Source organism: Streptomyces sp. NPDC012835 (assembly GCF_042900885.1).
Classification (GTDB): Bacteria; Actinomycetota; Actinomycetes; order Streptomycetales; family Streptomycetaceae; genus Streptomyces.
In genome coordinates this window covers 59,604-77,716 of record NZ_JBIBBW010000011.1, presented here as the reverse complement: position 1 = coordinate 77,716, position 18,113 = coordinate 59,604, and the positions used below count along the sequence as shown (strand labels likewise).

Below are 18,113 nucleotides of genomic sequence, written 5' to 3'. Positions count from 1 at the left end.
GGGTGGGGAGCGGCCGCTCCGGCGTTCAGGGCGCCGCCACCGCCGCCTGGGGGCGGATCGGGAGGCGGCTGATCGGGCGGCCGGTGGCGGCGCGGACCGCCGAGGCCACGGCCGCCGGGGCGGTGACGACGGGGGCGGCGCTGGCCGGTTTGGCGCCGAAGGGGGCCACCACGTCGCGTTCCTCGACGAGCTTGACGATGCGGATGTCCGGCGCGTCGAGGGAGGTCGGCAGGGCGTAGCCGGTGAGGTCGGGGCGGCGGACGACGCCCCGGTTGGTGCGGAGGTTCTCGGTGAGGGCGGTGCCGATGCCCTGGGTGATGCCGGCCTCGATACGGGTGGCGAGCTGGGCCGGGTTCAGGACCCGGCCGACGTCCTGGGCCACGGCCATCTCCACGACGCGGATCGAGCCGAGTTCGATGTCGACGTCGACGACCGCGCGGATCGCGCAGAAGGCCATGCCCACGAAGGCGTCGCCCTGGCCCGAGGCGTCCAGGGGCTCGGTGGGGTGGGGGCGGCACTGGGCGGTGGCCCAGAGTTCCTTGCCGTCCATCGCCTCGGTGACCGTGGTGGACAGCACCCCGTCGTACGAGGTGATCTTGCCGTCGGTGATCTGGAGCAGCTCGGTGGACATGCCGAACTTGTGGGCCAGCGGCTGGAGGAGCTGGGTGCGGACCATCTTCGCGGCCCGCTCGACCGCGCCGCCCGAGACCCAGGTGTGCCGCCCGTGGGCGGCCGGGCCGGCCGGGGGCTGGTCGGTGTCGACGGAGGCGACGTGGACCTCTTCGATGCCCAGGGTCTCCTGCACGACCTGACGGGCGAGGGTGGCGAAGCCCTGGCCGGTCTCGACGGCGGCGCAGATGACGGTGGCCACTCCGTCGTGGACCTTGACGGTGGCGGTGGAGACCTCGTCAGCGCCCTCGGCACCGAGCATGTGGACCATGCCCAGCGCGTAGCCGACCCCGCGCCGTACCGCGCCGGGCTCGCCCGCGCCCTCCGGGCCGCCGGGCAGCAGCCAGGCCGCCTCGGGGGTGTCCTTGGGGAGCGGCGGCAGCGGGAACTCCCGTACGGCGGTGAGCAGTTCGGCGACCGGCGCCGGGCAGGTCACCGTCTGTCCCGTGGGCAGGATGTCGCCGGTGGCGAGGACGTTGCGCAGCCGCAGTTCGGCCGGTTCCACCCCGAGCCTGGCGGCGAGCTTGTCCATCTGGCCCTCGTAGGCGGCGCACACCTGCATCGCGCCCTCGCCGCGCACATGGCCGGAGGGCGGGTTGTTGGTGCGGACGGCCCAGCCCTCGATGAAGGCGTGCGGGACGACGTACGGGCCGCAGGCGAAGGCGACGGCCGCCGCGAGGGACTCGGAGGAGGCGTCGGCGTAGGCGCCCGCGTCCAGCAGGATCTGCGCCTCGACCTTGACGAGGCGGCCCTCGGCGTCGGCGTGGTGGCGGTAGCGCAGCAGGGTGGGGTGGCGGTGGGCGTGGCCGAGGAAGGACTCCTCGCGGGTGGCGGCGAGTTTGACCGGGCAGCCGGTGCGCAGGGCGAGCAGGCCCAGCGGGATCTGGAACCCGGGGTCCTCGCGGTCGCCGGTGGCGCCGGGGACCCCGGTGACGACGACCTTCACCCGCTCGGGGTCGAGCCCGAAGCAGGCGGCGGCCAGATCGCGGTCGGTGTGCGGGTCGGTGGAGGCGGTGTAGATCTCGACGCCGCCGTCCGGTCTCGGCACGGCGAGCCCCGCTTCGGCGCCGATGGGCGCCGGGTCCTGGCGGCCGATGCGGTAGAGCCCCTCGACGACGACCTCGCCGGTGACCGAGGGGTCGCCGTAGCGCAGTGGGATGTGCCGGATCAGATTGCCGTCCGGGTGCAGCGGTTCGGCGGCGAACGCCTTCTCCGGGTCGGTGACCGGGTCGAGCACCTCGTACTCGACGGCGATGGCGGCGGCGGCGAGCCGGGCCGTGTCGGGGTGGTCGGCGGCGACGGCGGCGATGGCCTCGCCGTGGTGGCGCACGATGTCGGCGGCGAAGACGGGCCGGTCGGCGACCCGTCTGCCGTAGGCCGAGTCGCCGGGGACGTCCTCGTGGGTGACGACGGCCCGTACGCCGGGCATCTCGGCGGCGGCGGCCGTGTCGATGGAGATGATGCGGGCGTGCGGGTGCGGGGCGCGCAGGATCGCGGCCCACAGCAGTCCCTCGGCCCACAGGTCGGCGGCGTAGGGGAAGGTGCCCTCGGTCTTCGCGCGCGCGTCGGCCGGGGGGAGGGACGCACCGAGACCGTGCGCCGGCGGCTCCTGCTGCGGGCCGTCGAGCGTGGGGGCCCCGGTGGCCGCGTCGTTGCTCACGCCATGCCTCCGTCGGGCGAGTGCGGGGTGTGGTGCTGGTTCGGGGAGTGCTGCTGGTGCCGGCCGGCGGGATGCCGGCCGGGGTGCGCGCCGCCGCCGTCGGGCGGCGCCTGGTGCGGTACGCGGGCCTCCTCGGAGGCCGCGGCCGCGGCCTCCGCGCTGGCCCTGCGCTCGGCGACGACCTCGTCCACCGCGTCGAGCACCCCCCGGTAGCCGGAGCAGCGGCAGAGGTTGCCGCAGAGCGCCTGCCGGGTCTCCAGTTCGCTGGGGGCGTGGTTGCCCTCCAGGAGGTCGTGGACGGTCATGGCCATGCCGGGGACGCAGAAGCCGCACTGCACCGCCCCGCACCTGGCCAGCGCCCGCTGGACGTCGGAGGGTTCGCCGTCGGCGGCCAGCCCTTCGACGGTACGGACCTCGGAACCGGCGGCCGTGGCGGCGGGGACGAGGCAGGAGGCGACCAGCCGGCCGTCGACCTGGACGTTGCACGCGCCGCACTCGCCCTGCGAGCAGCCGTCCTTGGCGCCCGCGAGGCCGAGACGTTCGCGCAGCACGTACAGGAGCGACTCGCCGATCCAGGCGTCGGTGACGGGCCGGTCGGTGCCGTTGACGCGCAGCACGTAGGAGCCCGCCGGGTGTTCGGCGCTGTCGTTGCTGCTGGTGAGGGGCGCGGGCTCGGTGAGGGGCGCGGGTTCGGCGGGGAACTCGGGTTCGGGCGCCGGGCCCGGCTCGGGCGCGGCCCCGGCCGGGTCCTCCGGCGTGGCGTCGTCGTGCACGGCGAGTTCGTGCACGGCGGCGGTCTCGTGGACCTCGGCCGGTTCGTGCACGACGGCCGTGGACTCGTGGACGGCGGCGGGCTCGGGCGTCTCGGCCGGTGGTGCGGTCTCGGCCAGGGCCTCCGGCGACCAGGGCGCGGTGGCGCCGCCCGGCAGCGTCGCCGCGGGAGCGCCGCCGTCCCACGAGGACGTCAGCATCGAGGTGCTGAACTCGCCCGACTCGTCGGGGAGATCGCCCGGGGCGACCGGGATGGTCCACTGGCCCGTCGGCACAGGGCCGACGCCCTCGCCTCCGCCAACGCCGTCAGCGGCCCCCGGACCGGACTCCGGTACGACCTCGCTGAAGTTCCAGTGGCTCGTCCCCTGCGGGGCGTAGCCGCCGGGACCGTAACCGCCGTGGCCGTAGCCGCCCTGTCCGTAGCCGTCGTGTTCCGCGTCGTCGCGCTGCGGCTCGGGCCACTGCGTGGCGCCCGCCCCGGCCACCGGCTGCGCGGCCCAGCCGCCCGGCGCCGACGGGTCGAGCGCCGCCGGGTCGCCGTGGGTCAGCGGGTCGATGCTCGGCGGTACGTAACCGTGCCCCGGCGCGGCCAGCGGCGCGTCCAGGGTGTCCTCGGGGGGCAGCTGTACGAAGCCGGTCGACTCGCCGTCGTACTCACCGCCCTGCGGGACCGGCTGCCAGCCGCCCGGTCCGCCGGGGACCCCGGAGCCGGAACTGGGGTTCTCGTTGGTGGTCACGACAATGCCCTCCCCAGTGCCCGTCGGGCCAGCGCGGCGACCGTACGCCGCAGATGCAGTATGGCGGCCGAGGGCGGTGGCGCCTCTCCGCCGTCGGCCGGTGGCGGCTGATCCGGGATGCACGCGGCGGCGACGTACTCGCCGAAGGCGGCGAGCGCCTCCTGCGCGAGCCCCCGCGCGCCGTCCCAGTCGATCAGCGAGGCGATCCAGCGCTCCGCCTCCAGCGGGCGCAGCGGCATCGGCGCGATCGCGCCGACCGCGCAGCGCACTCCGCGCCGCGCCGGGTCGAGCACGACGGCGACGGAAGCGGTGGCCCGGCCGGGGCCGGTGCGCCCGGTCGCCTTGAGGAAGACCTGCGGCGCGTGGAGCAACGGGACGCGCACGAAGCCGATCAGCTCGGCGGGCGCGAGCATCTCCCGGCCGGCCAGCAGATGCGACACAGGAATTTCACGTCGGACGCCGTCGGGGCCGGCGACCACCAGGTCGGCTTCGAGCGCGGCGAGTACGGGCAGGGCGTCGCCGGTCGGCGCGGCGGTGGCGATGTTCCCGCCGAGCGTCCCGGCGTTGCGGATCTGGGGCGGGCCCGCCGCGCGCGCCGAGGCGGCGAGCGCGGGGATCAGGGCCGCGAAGTCGGGCCTGCCCATGCGCGCGTGGGTCAGACCCGCGCCCAGCAGCGCGTGGCCGTCCTGATAGTGCCAGCCGCGCAGTTCGCTGATCCGGCCGAGGCCGACCAGTCCCGCGGGCCTGAGCTGGCCTTTGTTGACGGCCGCCATCAGATCGGTTCCCCCCGCGACGGGCACGGCGGCGGGCATCGCGGTGAGCGCCGCCACGGCCTCGTCGAGCGAGGCCGGCAACGTCACGAACTGCGCCGTGTGCGGTGCGTGCGTGGTCAACCCAGCTGCCCCTTTCCGGTGTCCCGGTCTCCCGCCTGTGTTGCCGTACCGTACGTGCTCACAGTCGGGACGTGGCAACTCTGGCACATCTTCGGGACCTGCCGACGCGAGGGTCCACGAAGGACGCATCCGTCCCTGCCCAGGAGGAAGGTCCGGTTTCGTGCCTCTTCGGCGTCACCTACGAAATGCCGTCCTTCTCCGGCTCCGGGGCCCGGCGCCGAAGTAGCGCCGCCCGCCCGGAGGGTGGGCCCCGCCGCGCCCGGTACGGGCGACGGCGCGGCGGAGGGCCACCCCGGCGGGGGACGTAACGGGGCGATCCCGGCGGCACGGAGAGCGTGTGTGCCGGGTGTCGCGGGGCGGGCGGGGCTTCGCCGACCGGCCCCCGGGGCGACTTGGGAACCGGGCGGACGGGCGGGGCGGCGACGCGGGCGAGTTCACACGGTCGGGTCACACGGCGGGTCGGCTCACACGGTGGGCGGTGGCCCGTCGATCGGACGCCCCAGCACTCCGGGCCGCCGCTGCCAGGGCAACGGGCCGCCGGGCGGCCGGTATTCGACCCCGAGGGCGTCCAGCCGCCGGTAGTGCGCGGCCATCCGCTGCTCGAAGTCGGCGAAGTCGCGCTCGCCGGGGGCCGGGAGGGCCGACCAGGCGACCTCGGCGAAGGCGGCGAGCCGGGGGAAGACCTGGTAGTCGACGCGGGAACGGTCCTGCATCACCTCGGTCCAGACGTTGACCTGGGCGCCGAGCACATGGGCCGCCTCCTCCCCGGTGAGCTGCGGGGGAACGGGCTCGAAACGGTAGACGTCCTCCAGGGTGCGTACGTAGCCGATGGGCATCGGTTCGTCGTCGCCGGACGCCTGACGGTGGTCCAGGTAGACCTGCTGCTCGGGGCACATGACGACGTCGTGGCCGGCCCGGGCGGCGGCGATCCCGCCCGCGTATCCCCGCCAGGACGACACGGCGGCGCCCGGGGACAGTCCGCCGCCCGGGGCACCGGTCTCCAGCGTTCCGCCCTCCAGGATCTCGTCCCAGCCGATGAGGCGGCGGCCCCGCGCGGCGAGCCACTGGTCGAAGTGGCGGATGAACCACGCCTGGAGGGCGTCCTCGTCGGCCAGTCCGAGTTCCTTGATCCGGGCCTGGGCGGCCGGGGACGCGCGCCACTGGTCCTTGGGGCACTCGTCCCCGCCGACATGGATGAACGGCGAGGTCGCGGCGGGGAAGATGTCGAGGACCTCCTCGAACACGTCCTCGTAGAAGCGCAGGACGCGGTCGGTGGGGGCGAGTACGTGGGGGCTGACGCCCCAGCTGTCCCAGACGGTGACGGCGGACGTGTCGCCGGCGTCGGTGTTGCCCAGCTCCGGGTAGGCGGCGATGGCGGCCTGGGAGTGCCCCGGGATCTCGATCTCGGGGACGACGGTGATGTGCCGCGCGGCGGCGTACGCGACGATCTCGCGGAGGTCGTCCTTCGTGTAGTAGCCGCCGTGCGGCTTCTCCTCCCACAGCTCCGAGGCACGGTGGCCCCACCGGGTTCGGGCCCGCCAGGCCCCCGTTCCGGTCAGCTTCGGGTGGCTTTCGATCTCGATCCGCCAGCCCTGGTCGTCGGTGAGATGGAAGTGGAAGACGTTCAGCTTGTGGGCGGCGAGCAGATCCAGACAGCGCAGCACGCCGTCCTTGGGCGTGAAGTGCCGTGCCACGTCGAGCATCAGTCCCCGCCAGGCGAACCGGGGCGCGTCCTCGATGACCCCGGCCGGTACGGACCACTGCCGCCCGGCGTCGACGGGCGCGGCGCGGTACGCGTCGGGGCCGAGCAGCTGGCGCAGCGTCTGCGCGCCCCAGAAGACCCCGGCGGCGCCGCCGCCGGTGATCCGGATCTCCGCGTCGTCCACGGCGATCCGGTAGCTCTCGGGGCCCGGTTCGGGCCCGGCGGCCGGGTCGATCTCCAGCACGATCCGGTTGTCGGCCGCCGCCGCGACCGCGGCGTCGGGGAACGGCAGCCCGGTCGCCGCGCCCACGTACGCGCGCAGCCAGCGCGCGACGCCCTCGGTACCGGCTCCCGCCTCGACGGCGGTCTCGGCGTCGAGGGGGAACGCCGCGGCGGCGGCGCCGCGCGGGGCCGGCCAGGTGCGCCGGGGCTCGGGAATCAGGTCCATGTCCATGTCGTCCGTCCTTAGTCCTTGACGGCGCCGCCCAGTCCGGAGACCAGGCGCCGCTGTACGAGTACGAAGAAGACCAGCACCGGAACGGTCATCACGGTCGAGGCGGCCATGATCCCGCCCCAGTCGTTCTCGTCCGGCTTGAAGAAGACCAGCAGCGCCATGGGCAGGGTCGACTGGGAGGTGTCGCTGATGATGAAGGACTTGGCGAAGAGGAAGTCGTTCCAGGTCGAGATGAACGAGAAGACGCTCGTCGCGACCAGCCCCGGGAAGACCAGCGGGAAGAGGATCTGCCACAGGAAGCGGGTGCGGCTCGCGCCGTCGATGTAAGCGGCCTCCTCCAGCGCCTCCGGGACCGCCTTGACGAATCCCCGCAGCATCCATACGGCGAAGGGCAGCGAGAAGGCCAGATGCGGCAGGATCAGCGAGCCGAGCGTATTGAGCAGTCCGGCGTCCCGCATCAGGAAGAACAGCGGAATCGTCAGCGCCTCGACCGGCACCATCTGCGCGACGAGGAACATGATGAGCAGGGTGGTGCGGAAACGGAAACGGAAGCGCGTCACGGCGGTCGCCGCGAGAAAGGCGATGAGCGCCGAGGCGATCACGACCGTTCCGGCGACCAGCAGGCTGTTGAGGAAGTAGCGGCCGAACTCATGCTGTTCGAAGACGCGGCGGAACGAGTCCAGCGACGGCGAGAGCGTCCAGGGCCGTGGCGAGGTGGACTGGATCTCGCCCTGCGGTTTCACCGCCGACAGGACCATCCAGTACAGCGGGAAGGCCACGATCACGGCGATGACGAGGGCGGACGCCTCGGCCAGCAGCCGCCAGGGGCGGCGTACGGTCAGGCCCGGCCGGGCCGGTCCCCGCGGACCGGCGGCGGCCGTCGGGGTGGGACTGGGCTGGTTCACAGTTCTTCTCCCCGGCGTCGGACGATGCGCAGGTATACGAGCGTGACCGCCAGCAGAATCACCAGCATGACCACGCCGATGGCCGAACCGAGGCTGTACTGCGAGGAAGCGAACGCCTTCTGATAGGCGTAGACATTCAGCACGAGATTCTGCCCCGCGATTCCGCCGCCGCCCGTCATCACATAGATCTGGGTGAAGACCTTGAAGTCCCAGATGACCGACTGAATGGTGACCACGGCCAGAATCGGCCGCAGCATCGGCGCGGTGACCGAGCGCCAGGTCCGCCACTGCGAGGCGCCGTCGAGCGAGGCGGCCTCCAGGACCTCGGTGGGGATCGCCCTGATGCCCGCGTACACGGTCACCATCACGAACGGGAACGAGCACCAGACCACTTCGAGCAGGACCAGCGTGAAGGCGCTGTACCGGCCGTACGTCCAGGAGAAGTCGCCCAGCCCCAGCAGCCGGTTGACGGGCCCGTGGTCGGGGTCGAAGAGGAAGACCCAGACGGTGGAGCCGGTGATCGCCGGGGTGGCCCAGGCGCCGAGCGCGGCGATCATCAGCGCGAGGCGCGGCAGCGCCCGTACGCGGGTCAGCAGGACGGCGAGCGCGCAGCCGGTCGCGAGGGTGGTGACGACGCACGCGGCGGCGAACAGCACGGTCGCGAGCAGCACCTGCCAGAACTCGCCGTCCCCGAAGAGCGTGGCGTAGTTGCCCAGGCCCTTGAAGGTGGTGGGCTGTCCGCCGCTGACCTGGGCCTGGGTGTACTCCAGGAAGGAGATCAGGCCGAGTTGGTAGATCGGGTAGACGAGCAGCCCGCCGAGGACGACGAGCGCGGGCGCGAGGTAGAGCCAGGGGGTCCAGCCGCCGGCCCCGGCCCGCCGGGGCCGGCGCCCGCGCGCGGGGGCGCGCACGGGCGTACGGGTGCGGGGGGCGGCGTCCGCCACCGTGTCGTTCGCCATGGTGGTCAGCCCGCCGAGGAGAACGCGGCGTCCATCTTCCGGGCGGCGTCGTCCGAGGCGGCGGCGACGCTCTTACGGCCGCTGACGATCTCCTGGAACATCGTCGGCAGCACCAGCGAGGAGTCGATCTGCGCCCAGCCGGCCGACGCGGGGACGAACTTGGCGCCCGCCTCCAGGGACTTCACGAACGGCTCGACGAACGGCTGCTTCTCGGCCGAGGCCGCCAGGACGTCGGTGTACGTGGGCAGGAAGCCCATCGCGTCGAACAGGTCGGCCTGGGTCTTCTTGCCGGTGAGCGACTTCATCAGCTCCACCGCGAGGGTGCGGTGCGAACTGCTCCTGAGCACGCCGATGTTGTTGCCGCCCGCGAAGGCCGGGGCGATCGAGCCCTTCTCGACGCCGGGCAGCGGGACGACGGCGTACTTGCCCTTCACCGCGCCCGCCTCGACGGCGGCGTGGCTGAAATCGCCTCCGATGGCCATGGCGGCCTTGCCGGAGGCGAAAGCGGTGACGGTCGCGTTGCCTCCCATGGAGGCGCACTTGGCGGCCGGACAGTTGCCGTCGCCGAACAGCGAGGTGTACGCCTCGATGCCCTTGCGGGCGGCCGGGCTGTTGACGGCGGCCTTGTACGTGGCGCCGCTCTTCTCGGCGAGTTCGCCGCCGTTGGCCCAGACGAAGGGCATGGCGCCGTAGGTGTAGGCGCCGCCCACCGCGAGCCCGTACAGTCCCGGCTTGGCCCGGTGGATCTTCTCGGCCGTGGAGATCAGCGCGGCCTGCGAGGCGGGCACGGGGAGGCCGAGTTCCTTGAGGACGTCGGTGCGGTAGTACAGGGCGCGTACGCCGACGAACAGCGGCGCTCCGTAGATCCCCTCGCCCACCGTCACGGACTCCCTGGCCGTCGGATCGGTGTCCTCGGCCTCGTCCCAGGCGTCGAACTCGGCGGTGATGTCGGCGAGTCCGCCGTCCTTGACGTACCCGGCGGTGTCGGTGTTGCCGTACTCGATGAGGTCGGGCGCGCTCTCGGGGTCGTTGAACGCGGCCTTGACGCGCTGGGCGCGGGTCTCGACGGGTATGTACTCGATCTCGACCTTCGCGTCCGCGTGCTTCTTCCGGAAGGCGGCCACGGCGGCGTCGACGACGCGTTCCTTGGGCTTGTTGCCGACCTCCTGGAAGAGCCAGACACGCAGGGTGCCGCTCTTGTCGTCCTTGGTCGCGCCGGTGTCGGAGGTCCCCGGGGCGCAGCCGGTGACGGTGAGGCCGGCGAGCACGAGTGCCGCGAGGGGCGGGGCCAGGCGGGCAGAGAACTTCATCCGGGATCCCTACGAGTCGGCGTTGCAACATACGCAACGAGCGTTTCGTGCTGCACAACTGGCAGGAGGTTACGCACGGCCGGAACACGCCCACAAGTGGTCTCGACCAATTCGTGACCAGCAAACGCGAACGGCCCCCGGAGCGCGCCGTGCACGCGCGTTCCGGGGGCCGTCCTGTGACGGGGGTGCGGCCGGCTACTTCTTGCCGCCGTCCTTGCCGCCCTTGCCCTTGTCCTTGTCCCCGCCGGGGCCCATGGACTCGTAGATCTCCTTGCACATGGGGCAGACCGGATACTTCTTGGGGTCGCGCCCCGGTACCCAGACCTTCCCGCACAGCGCCACCACGGGAGTGCCCTCCAGGGCACTCGCCATGATCTTGTCCTTCTGCACATAGTGGGCGAAGCGCTCGTGGTCGCCGTCGCCACGCGACACCTGCGGTGTCGGCTCCACGAGGGTGCCCGTGCCTGCCCCGCGATCGGGCTCAAGAGTGCTCATGGGAGCCAAGGGTACCCACGCCGGGCGGTTCATGACGGCCCGGGTCCGTGCACTCCGGAGCCGAACGCTCACGCATCGCGCCGACACGCCGGGGCCGCGGGCGGCGCAAACCGGCCACTCGCTCAGTTGAGGGAGGGATCGTCCGGATATGTCGCGACCATCGCCAGTTCACCGCGCTGTCTGCGCAGCACCGCCCGCCACAGCCTCTCGGGCCGGGGCGACGACACGTCACCCGGCTCCGAGTCCACGACATACCAGGCGCCTTCGCGCAGTTCGTTCTCCAGCTGGCCCGGACCCCATCCCGCGTATCCGGCGAAGACCCGGAGCGAGCCGAGCGCCCGCGCCAGCAGCTCGGGCGGGGTGTCGAGGTCGACCAGCCCGATCGCCCCGTGCACCCGCCGCCAGCCCAACGGCCCCTCGGCGCCGGGGATGACGGCGAGGGCGAGCGCCGAGTCCAGCGAGACGGGTCCGCCCCGGAAGACCACCCCCGGCTCCCCCGCCAGCTTCCCCCACGGCTCCAGGATGTCCCCGACGCCCACCGGGGTGGGCCTGTTGAGGACCACACCGAGGGAGCCCTCCTTGTCGTGGTCGAGCAGGAGGACCACCGCGCGGTCGAAATTCGGGTCCGCCAGGGCGGGGGTCGCCACCAGCAACCGCCCTGTGAGCGAGGACACCTCCGTCATGCGACACATGATCCCGCATCTTCGTCCTCCGTGGGGCACACCCGAAGGAGTGGGCGTGAACCCAGCTCAGAGCGCCGGACGGCGAAGGAAGCGCGGAGCCGCGCGAAACTCACCCGGTGACCCTCCGCGAGGGTTCCCCCACATTGCGTGGCGCCGCTCTACGGTTACATGTCCATTACGTGTCCCACCCGCCCCGGGCCTTACGGGACAGGGGCTTGCGCCCCTTACCCTTTTCCTTGACCACCTGCCCGCCCACTCCGGAACGCGAGATTCATGACCGCCACAGACGATGTAATGCTTGTCCACGGTGGAACCCCGCTGGAGGGCGAGATCCGCGTCCGAGGCGCGAAGAACCTGGTTCCGAAGGCCATGGTCGCGGCGCTGCTCGGCAGCGGCCCGAGCCGACTGCGCAACGTCCCCGACATCCGCGATGTCCGGGTCGTACGGGGGCTGCTCCAGCTGCACGGCGTGACCGTGCGCCCCGGCGACGAGCCGGGCGAGCTGATCCTCGACCCGACCCATGTCGAGAGCGCCAACGTCGCCGACATCGACGCCCACGCCGGCTCGTCGCGCATCCCGATCCTCTTCTGCGGACCTCTGCTGCACCGGCTCGGCCACGCGTTCATCCCCGGCCTGGGCGGCTGTGACATCGGCGGCAGGCCGATCGACTTCCACTTCGACGTGCTGCGCCAGTTCGGCGCGACGATCGAGAAGCGGGCGGACGGCCAGTACCTGGAGGCGCCGCAGCGGCTGCGCGGCACCAAGATCCGGCTGCCGTACCCGTCGGTGGGCTCGACCGAGCAGGTGCTGCTGACGGCCGTCCTGGCCGAGGGCGTCACCGAGCTGTCGAACGCCGCCGTGGAGCCGGAGATCGAGGATCTGATCTGCGTGCTCCAGAAGATGGGCGCGATGATCTCGATGGACACCGACCGGACGATCCGGATCACCGGGGTCGACCGGCTGGACGGCTACACGCACCGGGCGCTGCCGGACCGTCTGGAGGCCGCCTCCTGGGCGTCCGCGGCGCTGGCGACCGAGGGCAACATCTATGTCCGGGGCGCGCAGCAGCGGTCGATGATGACCTTCCTGAACACCTACCGGAAGGTGGGCGGTGCCTTCGAGATCGACGACGAGGGCATCCGCTTCTGGCACCCGGGCGGCTCGCTCAACGCGATCGCGCTGGAGACGGACGTGCACCCCGGTTTCCAGACCGACTGGCAGCAGCCGCTGGTGGTGGCGCTGACGCAGGCGTCGGGACTGTCCATCGTCCACGAGACGGTCTACGAGTCACGGCTCGGCTTCACCTCGGCGCTCAACCAGATGGGCGCCCACATCCAGCTCTACCGGGAGTGCCTGGGCGGTTCCGACTGCCGCTTCGGCCAGCGCAACTTCCTGCACTCCGCCGTGGTGTCGGGCCCCACCAAGCTCCAGGGCGCGGATCTGGTCATCCCCGACCTGCGCGGCGGCTTCTCGTACCTGATCGCGGCGCTGGCCGCCCAGGGCACCTCACGGGTGCACGGCATCGATCTGATCAACCGCGGTTACGAGAACTTCCTCGACAAGCTGGTGGAGCTGGGCGCCAAGGTGGAACTTCCCAGCGGCGCGGTCGTCTGACCGACCCTCCGCCTGGCGGCCCCGACGACGCCGGTGGCCCCGCTCCTCACAGGAGCGGGGCCACCGGCGTCCGTGCTGCTGAGCGGCCTTCTGACGGCCTAACACAGCAGGGGCGGCCGTCCGGATCGGACGGCCGCCCCTGTGCGTGGCCCAGCGCCTTCTACCGGCGCTGTCCGGCCATGGGTGTTACTTGCCCTTGGCGGCTTCCTTGAGCTTGGAGCCCGCGGAGACCTTCACGCTGTAGCCGGCCGGGATCTGGATCGGGTCGCCGGTCTGCGGGTTACGAGCGGTGCGAGCGGCACGGTGGGTGCGCTCGAAGGTCAGGAAGCCGGGGATGGTGACCTTCTCGTCGCCCTTGGCGACGATCTCACCGACCGTCTCGGCGAGAGCGGCCAGCACGGCGTCGGCGTCCTTGCGGGTCACCTCGGCACGGTCGGCCAGGGCGGCCACCAGCTCACTGCGGTTCATGTTGTTACTCCCGTGTTCTTCTTGCCTGTAAGGCGTGAGATCGAAGCCGATGCTGCCAGGGCCCTCGGACAGTCCCCGGACCCGGGTCTGCTGACAGACCCTCGCGCCCGAATACGCATCCTGCCCCCACCAGCGGCGGGAAAGCCAATCCGGCACTCTCCGGAGTCACACGAAAAGCACCAGTGCCTCGTCGTCGTGACGTTCCGTCGACTCTGTGGAGACTCTTTGGAGCCTCGGTCCTGTCTGGCAGAGCCTAGAGGGGCCCGCGTGGCCCGGCGAATCGCGACGCGCCGGGCACCGGACGGACGTGAGATGTACCGCAGTCGTCGGTAGCGTGACCGTGATCACGCAGTTCACCGCCCCGGTGCGCCCATCCGGGTGGACGGACGCACCCGGCCGCCGCACCGAAGCGCGGGCCGTCAGGCGAGGGCTTCGCCGTCCGCCCTGGCGGCCTCGCTGACCGCTCCCGCCACCGCGCCCGCGACCTTGTCGTTGAAGACCGACGGCACGATGTAGTTCGGGTTCAGCTCGTCCTCGCCGACCACGTTCGCGAGGGCGGTCGCGGCGGCCAGCATCATGTCCGTGTTGACCGTACGGGACTGGGCGTCCAGCAGGCCGCGGAAGACACCGGGGAAGACCAGCACGTTGTTGATCTGGTTGGGGAAGTCGGAGCGGCCGGTGGCCACCACGGCGGCGGTCTCGCGGGCGAGCGCCGGGTCGACCTCCGGGTCGGGGTTGGCGAGCGCGAAGACGATGGCGCCCTCGGCCATGGCCGCCACGTCGTCCCCGTCGAGCACGTTGGGGGCCGAGACGCCGATGAACACGTCGGAGCCGCGCACGGCCTCCTTGAGCGTGCCCGTGATGCCCTCGGGGTTGGTGTTGTCGGCGATCCAGCGCAGCGGCGAATCCGGCGCGGCGTCCACCAGGTCCGCGCGGTCCGCGTGCACCACGCCGTGGATGTCGGCGACCACGGCGTGCTTGACGCCCGCCGCGATCAGCAGCTTCAGGATCGCCGTACCGGCCGCGCCGGCGCCCGACATGACCACCCGTACGTCCCCGATGCCCTTGCCCACCACGCGCAGCGCGTTGGTCAGCGCGGCGAGGACGACGATCGCGGTGCCGTGCTGGTCGTCGTGGAAGACCGGGATGTCCAGCGCCTCGCGCAGCCGGGCCTCGATCTCGAAGCACCGCGGCGCGGAGATGTCCTCCAGGTTGATCCCCGCGAAGCCGGGCGCGATGGCCTTCACGATGGCGACGATCTCGTCGGTGTTCTGCGTGTCCAGGCAGAGCGGCCAGGCGTCGATACCGGCGAACCGCTTGAACAGGGCCGCCTTGCCCTCCATCACGGGCAGCGCGGCCTTCGGGCCGATGTTGCCCAGTCCGAGCACCGCTGAGCCGTCGGTGACGACCGCCACCGAGTTGCGCTTGATGGTGAGCCGGCGGGCGTCCTCGGGGTTCTCCGCGATGGCCATGCAGACCCGCGCCACACCGGGTGTGTAGATCATGGAGAGATCGTCACGGTTGCGGATGGGGTGCTTGGACTGCATCTCGATCTTGCCGCCGAGGTGCATCAGGAACGTACGGTCGGAGACCTTGCCGAGGGTCACGCCCTCGATCCCCCGCAGCTGTTCGACGATCTGGTCCGCGTGTCCCGTGGAGCTGGCGGCGATGGTGACATCGATCCGCAGCTTCTCGTGGCCGGAGGCGGTCACGTCAAGACCGGTCACCGAGCCACCGGAGGATTCCACGGCCGTGGTCAGCTGGGAGACCGCGGTACCGCTCGCGGGAACCTCCAGCCTTACCGTCATCGAGTACGAGACGCTGGGCGCCGTTGCCATGACCGTGTTCCTCTTCTTTCCTCAGCCTCATTGCCGTCCCGTCCGGTGCGGGACCGGAGAGACCTTCAGATGGTCGCACCTACCGATGAGTAACAGGTAAAGACCTTTATCTACGGAACCCGGCGTCCATGATGCGAGACAGCGGCAGGCCCCCGCCACTGCTGCGGCGGGGGCCTGCTCGGCGCGTCCTGTGACGCTGACGTGAAGGGTGGCACCGACCCGCCATGCTCGCCTCGCGGCAAGTGGTCGCTCGAAGCGACGAAGGTTGAGCCCGGGGGCTTGGATCGAGTCGGTGCCACCCCCAGGCTAACAAACCACCCCGCCAAGCGATTCCCTTCACGCGAGTTGACCCGAAGTCCATCGCCCATCGACTCGAACTCCCGTCCGAGTCGAACCGCTCGCCGGGGCCGCCACGGGCCGGCGGCTCAGTCGCGCAGCAGGTCGGGGACGCCGTCGGCGTCCGGCTCGTCGCGGGCCGCCGAGACCACCGTGAGCTGTTGCGTCGCCCTGGTCAGCGCCACGTACAGCACCCGCAGGCCGGCCGGGGACTCGTCCGCGATGTCCGCCGGGGAGACCACGACCGTCGCGTCGTACTCCAGTCCCTTGGCCTCAAGGCTGCCGAGCGCCACCACCCGTTCGCCGAGTCCGGCCAGCCAGCGCGCCGCCTGCTCGCGCCGGTGCATGGCGACGACGACACCCACGGTGCCGTCTACCCGCTCCAGCAGCCGGCGCGCCTCCTCCCGTACGGTCGCGGCCAGGTCACCGTCGGGTACGACGCTGAAGCGCGGCCGTACGCCCGTCGAGCGCACCGCTCGCGGCGAGTCCATGCCCGGCATGGCCAGCGCCAGGACCTTCGCCGCCAGCTCGGCGATCTCGGCCGGGTTGCGGTAGTTCACCGTCAGGGTGAAGCGGCGGCGCGGCCGGGCGCCCAGCGCCTCGTCGCGGGCCTCGGCGGCCTCGTCGGGGTCGGACCACGAGGACTGCGCGGCGTCGCCCACCACCGTCCAGGTGGCCTGCCGGCCCCGGCGGCCGACCATCCGCCACTGCATCGGGGTCAGGTCCTGCGCCTCGTCGACGATGACGTGCGCGTACTCCGTACGCTCCGCCGCCAGCCGCTCGGCCCGCTCGCGCTGCGACTCCTCGCGCTGCGGCATCAGCTCCTCCAGCCCGGTGAGCTGGTCCAGCGGGTCGAGGTCGCGCCGCTTGCGCGGGCGCGGCGGCGCGCCCAGGAGTGTCTCCAGCTCGTCCAGGAGCGCCACGTCGTGCACGGACAGCGCGCCCTTGCCCTCGGGGCCCAGCCGCCGCAGCGAGCGGGCCAGCCGCCGGCTCTCGCCCTGGTTGAGCACCCGCCGCGACCAGCGGCCCAGCCGCCGTTCGTCGGCCATCGCCGCGAGCACCCCGCGCGGGGTCAGCTCGGGCCACCAGGCGTCCAGGAACTCCACGAAGGCGTCCTCGGACGTGATGTCGTCGTCGAAGCCGCCGCGCAGTTCGGCGGCCAGCTCCGCGTCTCCCGCGGAGAGGTACTCCCCGGCCCGCGACGCGGCGCCGGACCGCGCCCACAGGGCGTCGAGCAGCAGCCGTCTCGCGCGGGGTCTGAGCAGGTTGACCGGGGCGCTGCCGCTGAGCACGGACTGCCGGATACGGTGCAGTTCCTCGGCCTCCAGCTCCAGCCTGCGGCCGAAGGCGACGACCCGGAGCCGGTCCGTCCGCACTCCGGCGGCGGCGCCGTCCGCGCCGGACCCGCGCTCCTCGCTCCCGTTCTCGGTCCCGTTACCGCTCTCGCTCCGGCTTTCGCTCTCGCCGAAGGCGAGCTGCCCCGACCGGTCCTGCCCGCCGCCGCGCCGCCCGCCCCGGCCCCGGCGGCCGCCGGCCGCGCCCGTGGCCCCTTCCAGGGCGCCTCTCGCCGCGTGCCGCAGCACCTTGATCATCCGTGCGGAGCCCTTGACGCGGGCCACGGCCGGCTCGTCGTAGGCGGTGGCCTCGGCGCCGTCCACCAGCGACCCGACCGCGCGGATCGCCACCTGCCCCTCCTCGCCAAGCGAGGGCAGCACGCCCTCGGTGTACGCGACGAGCAGCGGCGTCGGGGAGACGATCAGGATGCCGCCCGCGTACCGCCGGCGGTCCTGGTAGAGCAGGTAGGCGGCGCGGTGCAGCGCGACCGCCGTCTTACCGGTGCCCGGCCCGCCCGCGACCTCGGTGACGGAGGCGGCGGGGGCCCTGATCACCAGGTCCTGTTCGGCCTGGATGGACGAGACGATGTCCCGCATGGTGTGGCTGCGGGCCTGCCCCAGCGCGGCCATCAGCGCGCCGTCGCCGATGACGGCGAGCGGCCCGCCGTCCAGCGAGGCGGTCAGCTCCGGGCGCATCAGGTCGTCCTCGACCCCGAGCACCCTGCGGCCCTTGGAGCGGATGACCCGGCGCCGCACCACGCGTCCCGGGTCCACCGGGGTGGAGCGGTAGAACGGCGCGGCGGCGGGCGCGCGCCAGTCGATGACCAGCGGCGAGTAGTCGGAGTCGAGGACTCCGATCCGGCCGATGTGCAGCGTCTCGGCGATCTCGGCGGTGTGATCGGCCCGGATCGCGTCGTCGGCCGGTTCGACCGAGGTGTACGCGCCGTCCGGGCCCTTCTTGCCGTCCTTGCCCCGCAGCAGGTCGATCCGGCCGAAGAGGAAGTCCTCGAACTCGTTGTTGAGCCGGTTGAGATGGATGCCGGCCCGGAAGACCTGTGCGTCCCGCTCCGCGAGGGCTCCCGGGGTGCCGACCTGTCCCCGTTTGGCGGCGTCGTTCATGAGGAACTCCGCCTCGTCGATCTTCTCCTCGAGGCGGCGGTACACCTGGTCCAGATGGTGCTGTTCGACACCGATCTCACGGTCGCGTACGGAGTCGTGCCCCGTGTCGCGCACGGGATCGACGGCGGGTCCAGCCGATTGAACAGCGGCATCCTGCGCGGCCACC

The 18,113-nt window shown here is 72.4% G+C and carries 13 protein-coding genes; 1 reads left to right on the top strand and 12 read right to left on the bottom strand.

Going from position 1 to position 18,113, the window contains the following annotated elements; genetic code table 11:
- Positions 1-25: 25 nt before the first annotated feature.
- From ACFY6S_RS31355 to ACFY6S_RS31315, 9 genes are all read right to left on the bottom strand, one after another.
- Positions 26-2,329, bottom strand: coding sequence for a xanthine dehydrogenase family protein molybdopterin-binding subunit (locus ACFY6S_RS31355; protein WP_388825055.1), 2,304 nt, complete (start codon positions 2,327-2,329; stop codon positions 26-28).
- Positions 2,326-3,837: a (2Fe-2S)-binding protein gene (locus tag ACFY6S_RS31350; protein ID WP_388825052.1), complete on the bottom strand. Its 1,512-nt coding sequence runs from the start codon at positions 3,835-3,837 to the stop codon at positions 2,326-2,328. The genes ACFY6S_RS31355 and ACFY6S_RS31350 overlap by 4 nt, the downstream gene beginning before the upstream one ends.
- Positions 3,834-4,730: an FAD binding domain-containing protein gene (locus tag ACFY6S_RS31345; protein WP_388825049.1), complete on the bottom strand. Its 897-nt coding sequence runs from the start codon at positions 4,728-4,730 to the stop codon at positions 3,834-3,836. The genes ACFY6S_RS31350 and ACFY6S_RS31345 overlap by 4 nt, the downstream gene beginning before the upstream one ends.
- Before the next feature lie 464 nt (positions 4,731-5,194).
- Positions 5,195-6,886 (bottom strand): beta-N-acetylhexosaminidase, encoded by a 1,692-nt coding sequence (locus tag ACFY6S_RS31340; protein WP_388825046.1) that lies wholly within the window; start codon positions 6,884-6,886, stop codon positions 5,195-5,197.
- Positions 6,887-6,897: 11 nt separating this feature from the next.
- On the bottom strand, positions 6,898-7,728 hold the full coding sequence (locus tag ACFY6S_RS31335; RefSeq protein ID WP_388825803.1) for a carbohydrate ABC transporter permease: 831 nt from the start codon (positions 7,726-7,728) through the stop codon (positions 6,898-6,900).
- A gap of 59 nt (positions 7,729-7,787) precedes the next feature.
- A complete protein-coding gene (locus ACFY6S_RS31330; RefSeq protein WP_388825043.1) occupies positions 7,788-8,750 on the bottom strand; it encodes a carbohydrate ABC transporter permease in 963 nt (320 codons plus the stop codon).
- Between the two features lie 5 nt (positions 8,751-8,755).
- Positions 8,756-10,060, bottom strand: coding sequence for an extracellular solute-binding protein (locus tag ACFY6S_RS31325; protein WP_388825040.1), 1,305 nt, complete (start codon positions 10,058-10,060; stop codon positions 8,756-8,758).
- Positions 10,061-10,255: 195 nt separating this feature from the next.
- Entirely contained in the window at positions 10,256-10,555 is a 300-nt protein-coding gene (locus tag ACFY6S_RS31320) for a DUF3039 domain-containing protein (RefSeq protein ID WP_114624094.1), read from the bottom strand.
- A gap of 122 nt (positions 10,556-10,677) precedes the next feature.
- Positions 10,678-11,238 (bottom strand): YqgE/AlgH family protein, encoded by a 561-nt coding sequence (locus ACFY6S_RS31315; RefSeq protein WP_388825037.1) that lies wholly within the window; start codon positions 11,236-11,238, stop codon positions 10,678-10,680.
- A gap of 273 nt (positions 11,239-11,511) precedes the next feature.
- On the opposite strand from ACFY6S_RS31315, the gene murA reads away from it, so the two are divergent.
- Entirely contained in the window at positions 11,512-12,852 is a 1,341-nt protein-coding gene (gene murA, locus ACFY6S_RS31310; RefSeq protein ID WP_388825034.1) for a UDP-N-acetylglucosamine 1-carboxyvinyltransferase, read from the top strand.
- Between the two features lie 186 nt (positions 12,853-13,038).
- Here the strand turns inward: murA and ACFY6S_RS31305 are convergent, their stop codons facing one another.
- The 3 genes from ACFY6S_RS31305 to ACFY6S_RS31295 all read right to left on the bottom strand — a co-directional run bounded on the left by ACFY6S_RS31305 (position 13,039) and on the right by ACFY6S_RS31295 (position 18,112).
- Positions 13,039-13,320 (bottom strand): HU family DNA-binding protein, encoded by a 282-nt coding sequence (locus ACFY6S_RS31305; protein ID WP_003954777.1) that lies wholly within the window; start codon positions 13,318-13,320, stop codon positions 13,039-13,041.
- Positions 13,321-13,739: 419 nt separating this feature from the next.
- Positions 13,740-15,158 (bottom strand): NAD-dependent malic enzyme, encoded by a 1,419-nt coding sequence (locus tag ACFY6S_RS31300; RefSeq protein WP_388825031.1) that lies wholly within the window; start codon positions 15,156-15,158, stop codon positions 13,740-13,742.
- Between the two features lie 425 nt (positions 15,159-15,583).
- A complete protein-coding gene (locus ACFY6S_RS31295) occupies positions 15,584-18,112 on the bottom strand; it encodes a HelD family protein (protein ID WP_388825028.1) in 2,529 nt (842 codons plus the stop codon).
- Position 18,113 lies beyond the last annotated feature (1 nt).

What these genes read in the sequence shown, in the direction of transcription:
- ACFY6S_RS31340 (WP_388825046.1), bottom strand. Translation starts at nt 6,886, where the DNA reads ATGGACATGGACCTGATTCCCGAGCCCCGGCGCACCTGGCCGGCCCCG.
- ACFY6S_RS31330 (WP_388825043.1), bottom strand. Translation starts at nt 8,750, where the DNA reads ATGGCGAACGACACGGTGGCGGACGCCGCCCCCCGCACCCGTACGCCC.
- ACFY6S_RS31325 (WP_388825040.1), bottom strand. Translation starts at nt 10,060, where the DNA reads ATGAAGTTCTCTGCCCGCCTGGCCCCGCCCCTCGCGGCACTCGTGCTC.
- ACFY6S_RS31320 (WP_114624094.1), bottom strand. Translation starts at nt 10,555, where the DNA reads ATGAGCACTCTTGAGCCCGATCGCGGGGCAGGCACGGGCACCCTCGTG.
- ACFY6S_RS31315 (WP_388825037.1), bottom strand. Translation starts at nt 11,238, where the DNA reads ATGACGGAGGTGTCCTCGCTCACAGGGCGGTTGCTGGTGGCGACCCCC.
- murA (WP_388825034.1), top strand. Translation starts at nt 11,512, where the DNA reads ATGACCGCCACAGACGATGTAATGCTTGTCCACGGTGGAACCCCGCTG.
- ACFY6S_RS31305 (WP_003954777.1), bottom strand. Translation starts at nt 13,320, where the DNA reads ATGAACCGCAGTGAGCTGGTGGCCGCCCTGGCCGACCGTGCCGAGGTG.
- ACFY6S_RS31300 (WP_388825031.1), bottom strand. Translation starts at nt 15,158, where the DNA reads ATGGCAACGGCGCCCAGCGTCTCGTACTCGATGACGGTAAGGCTGGAG.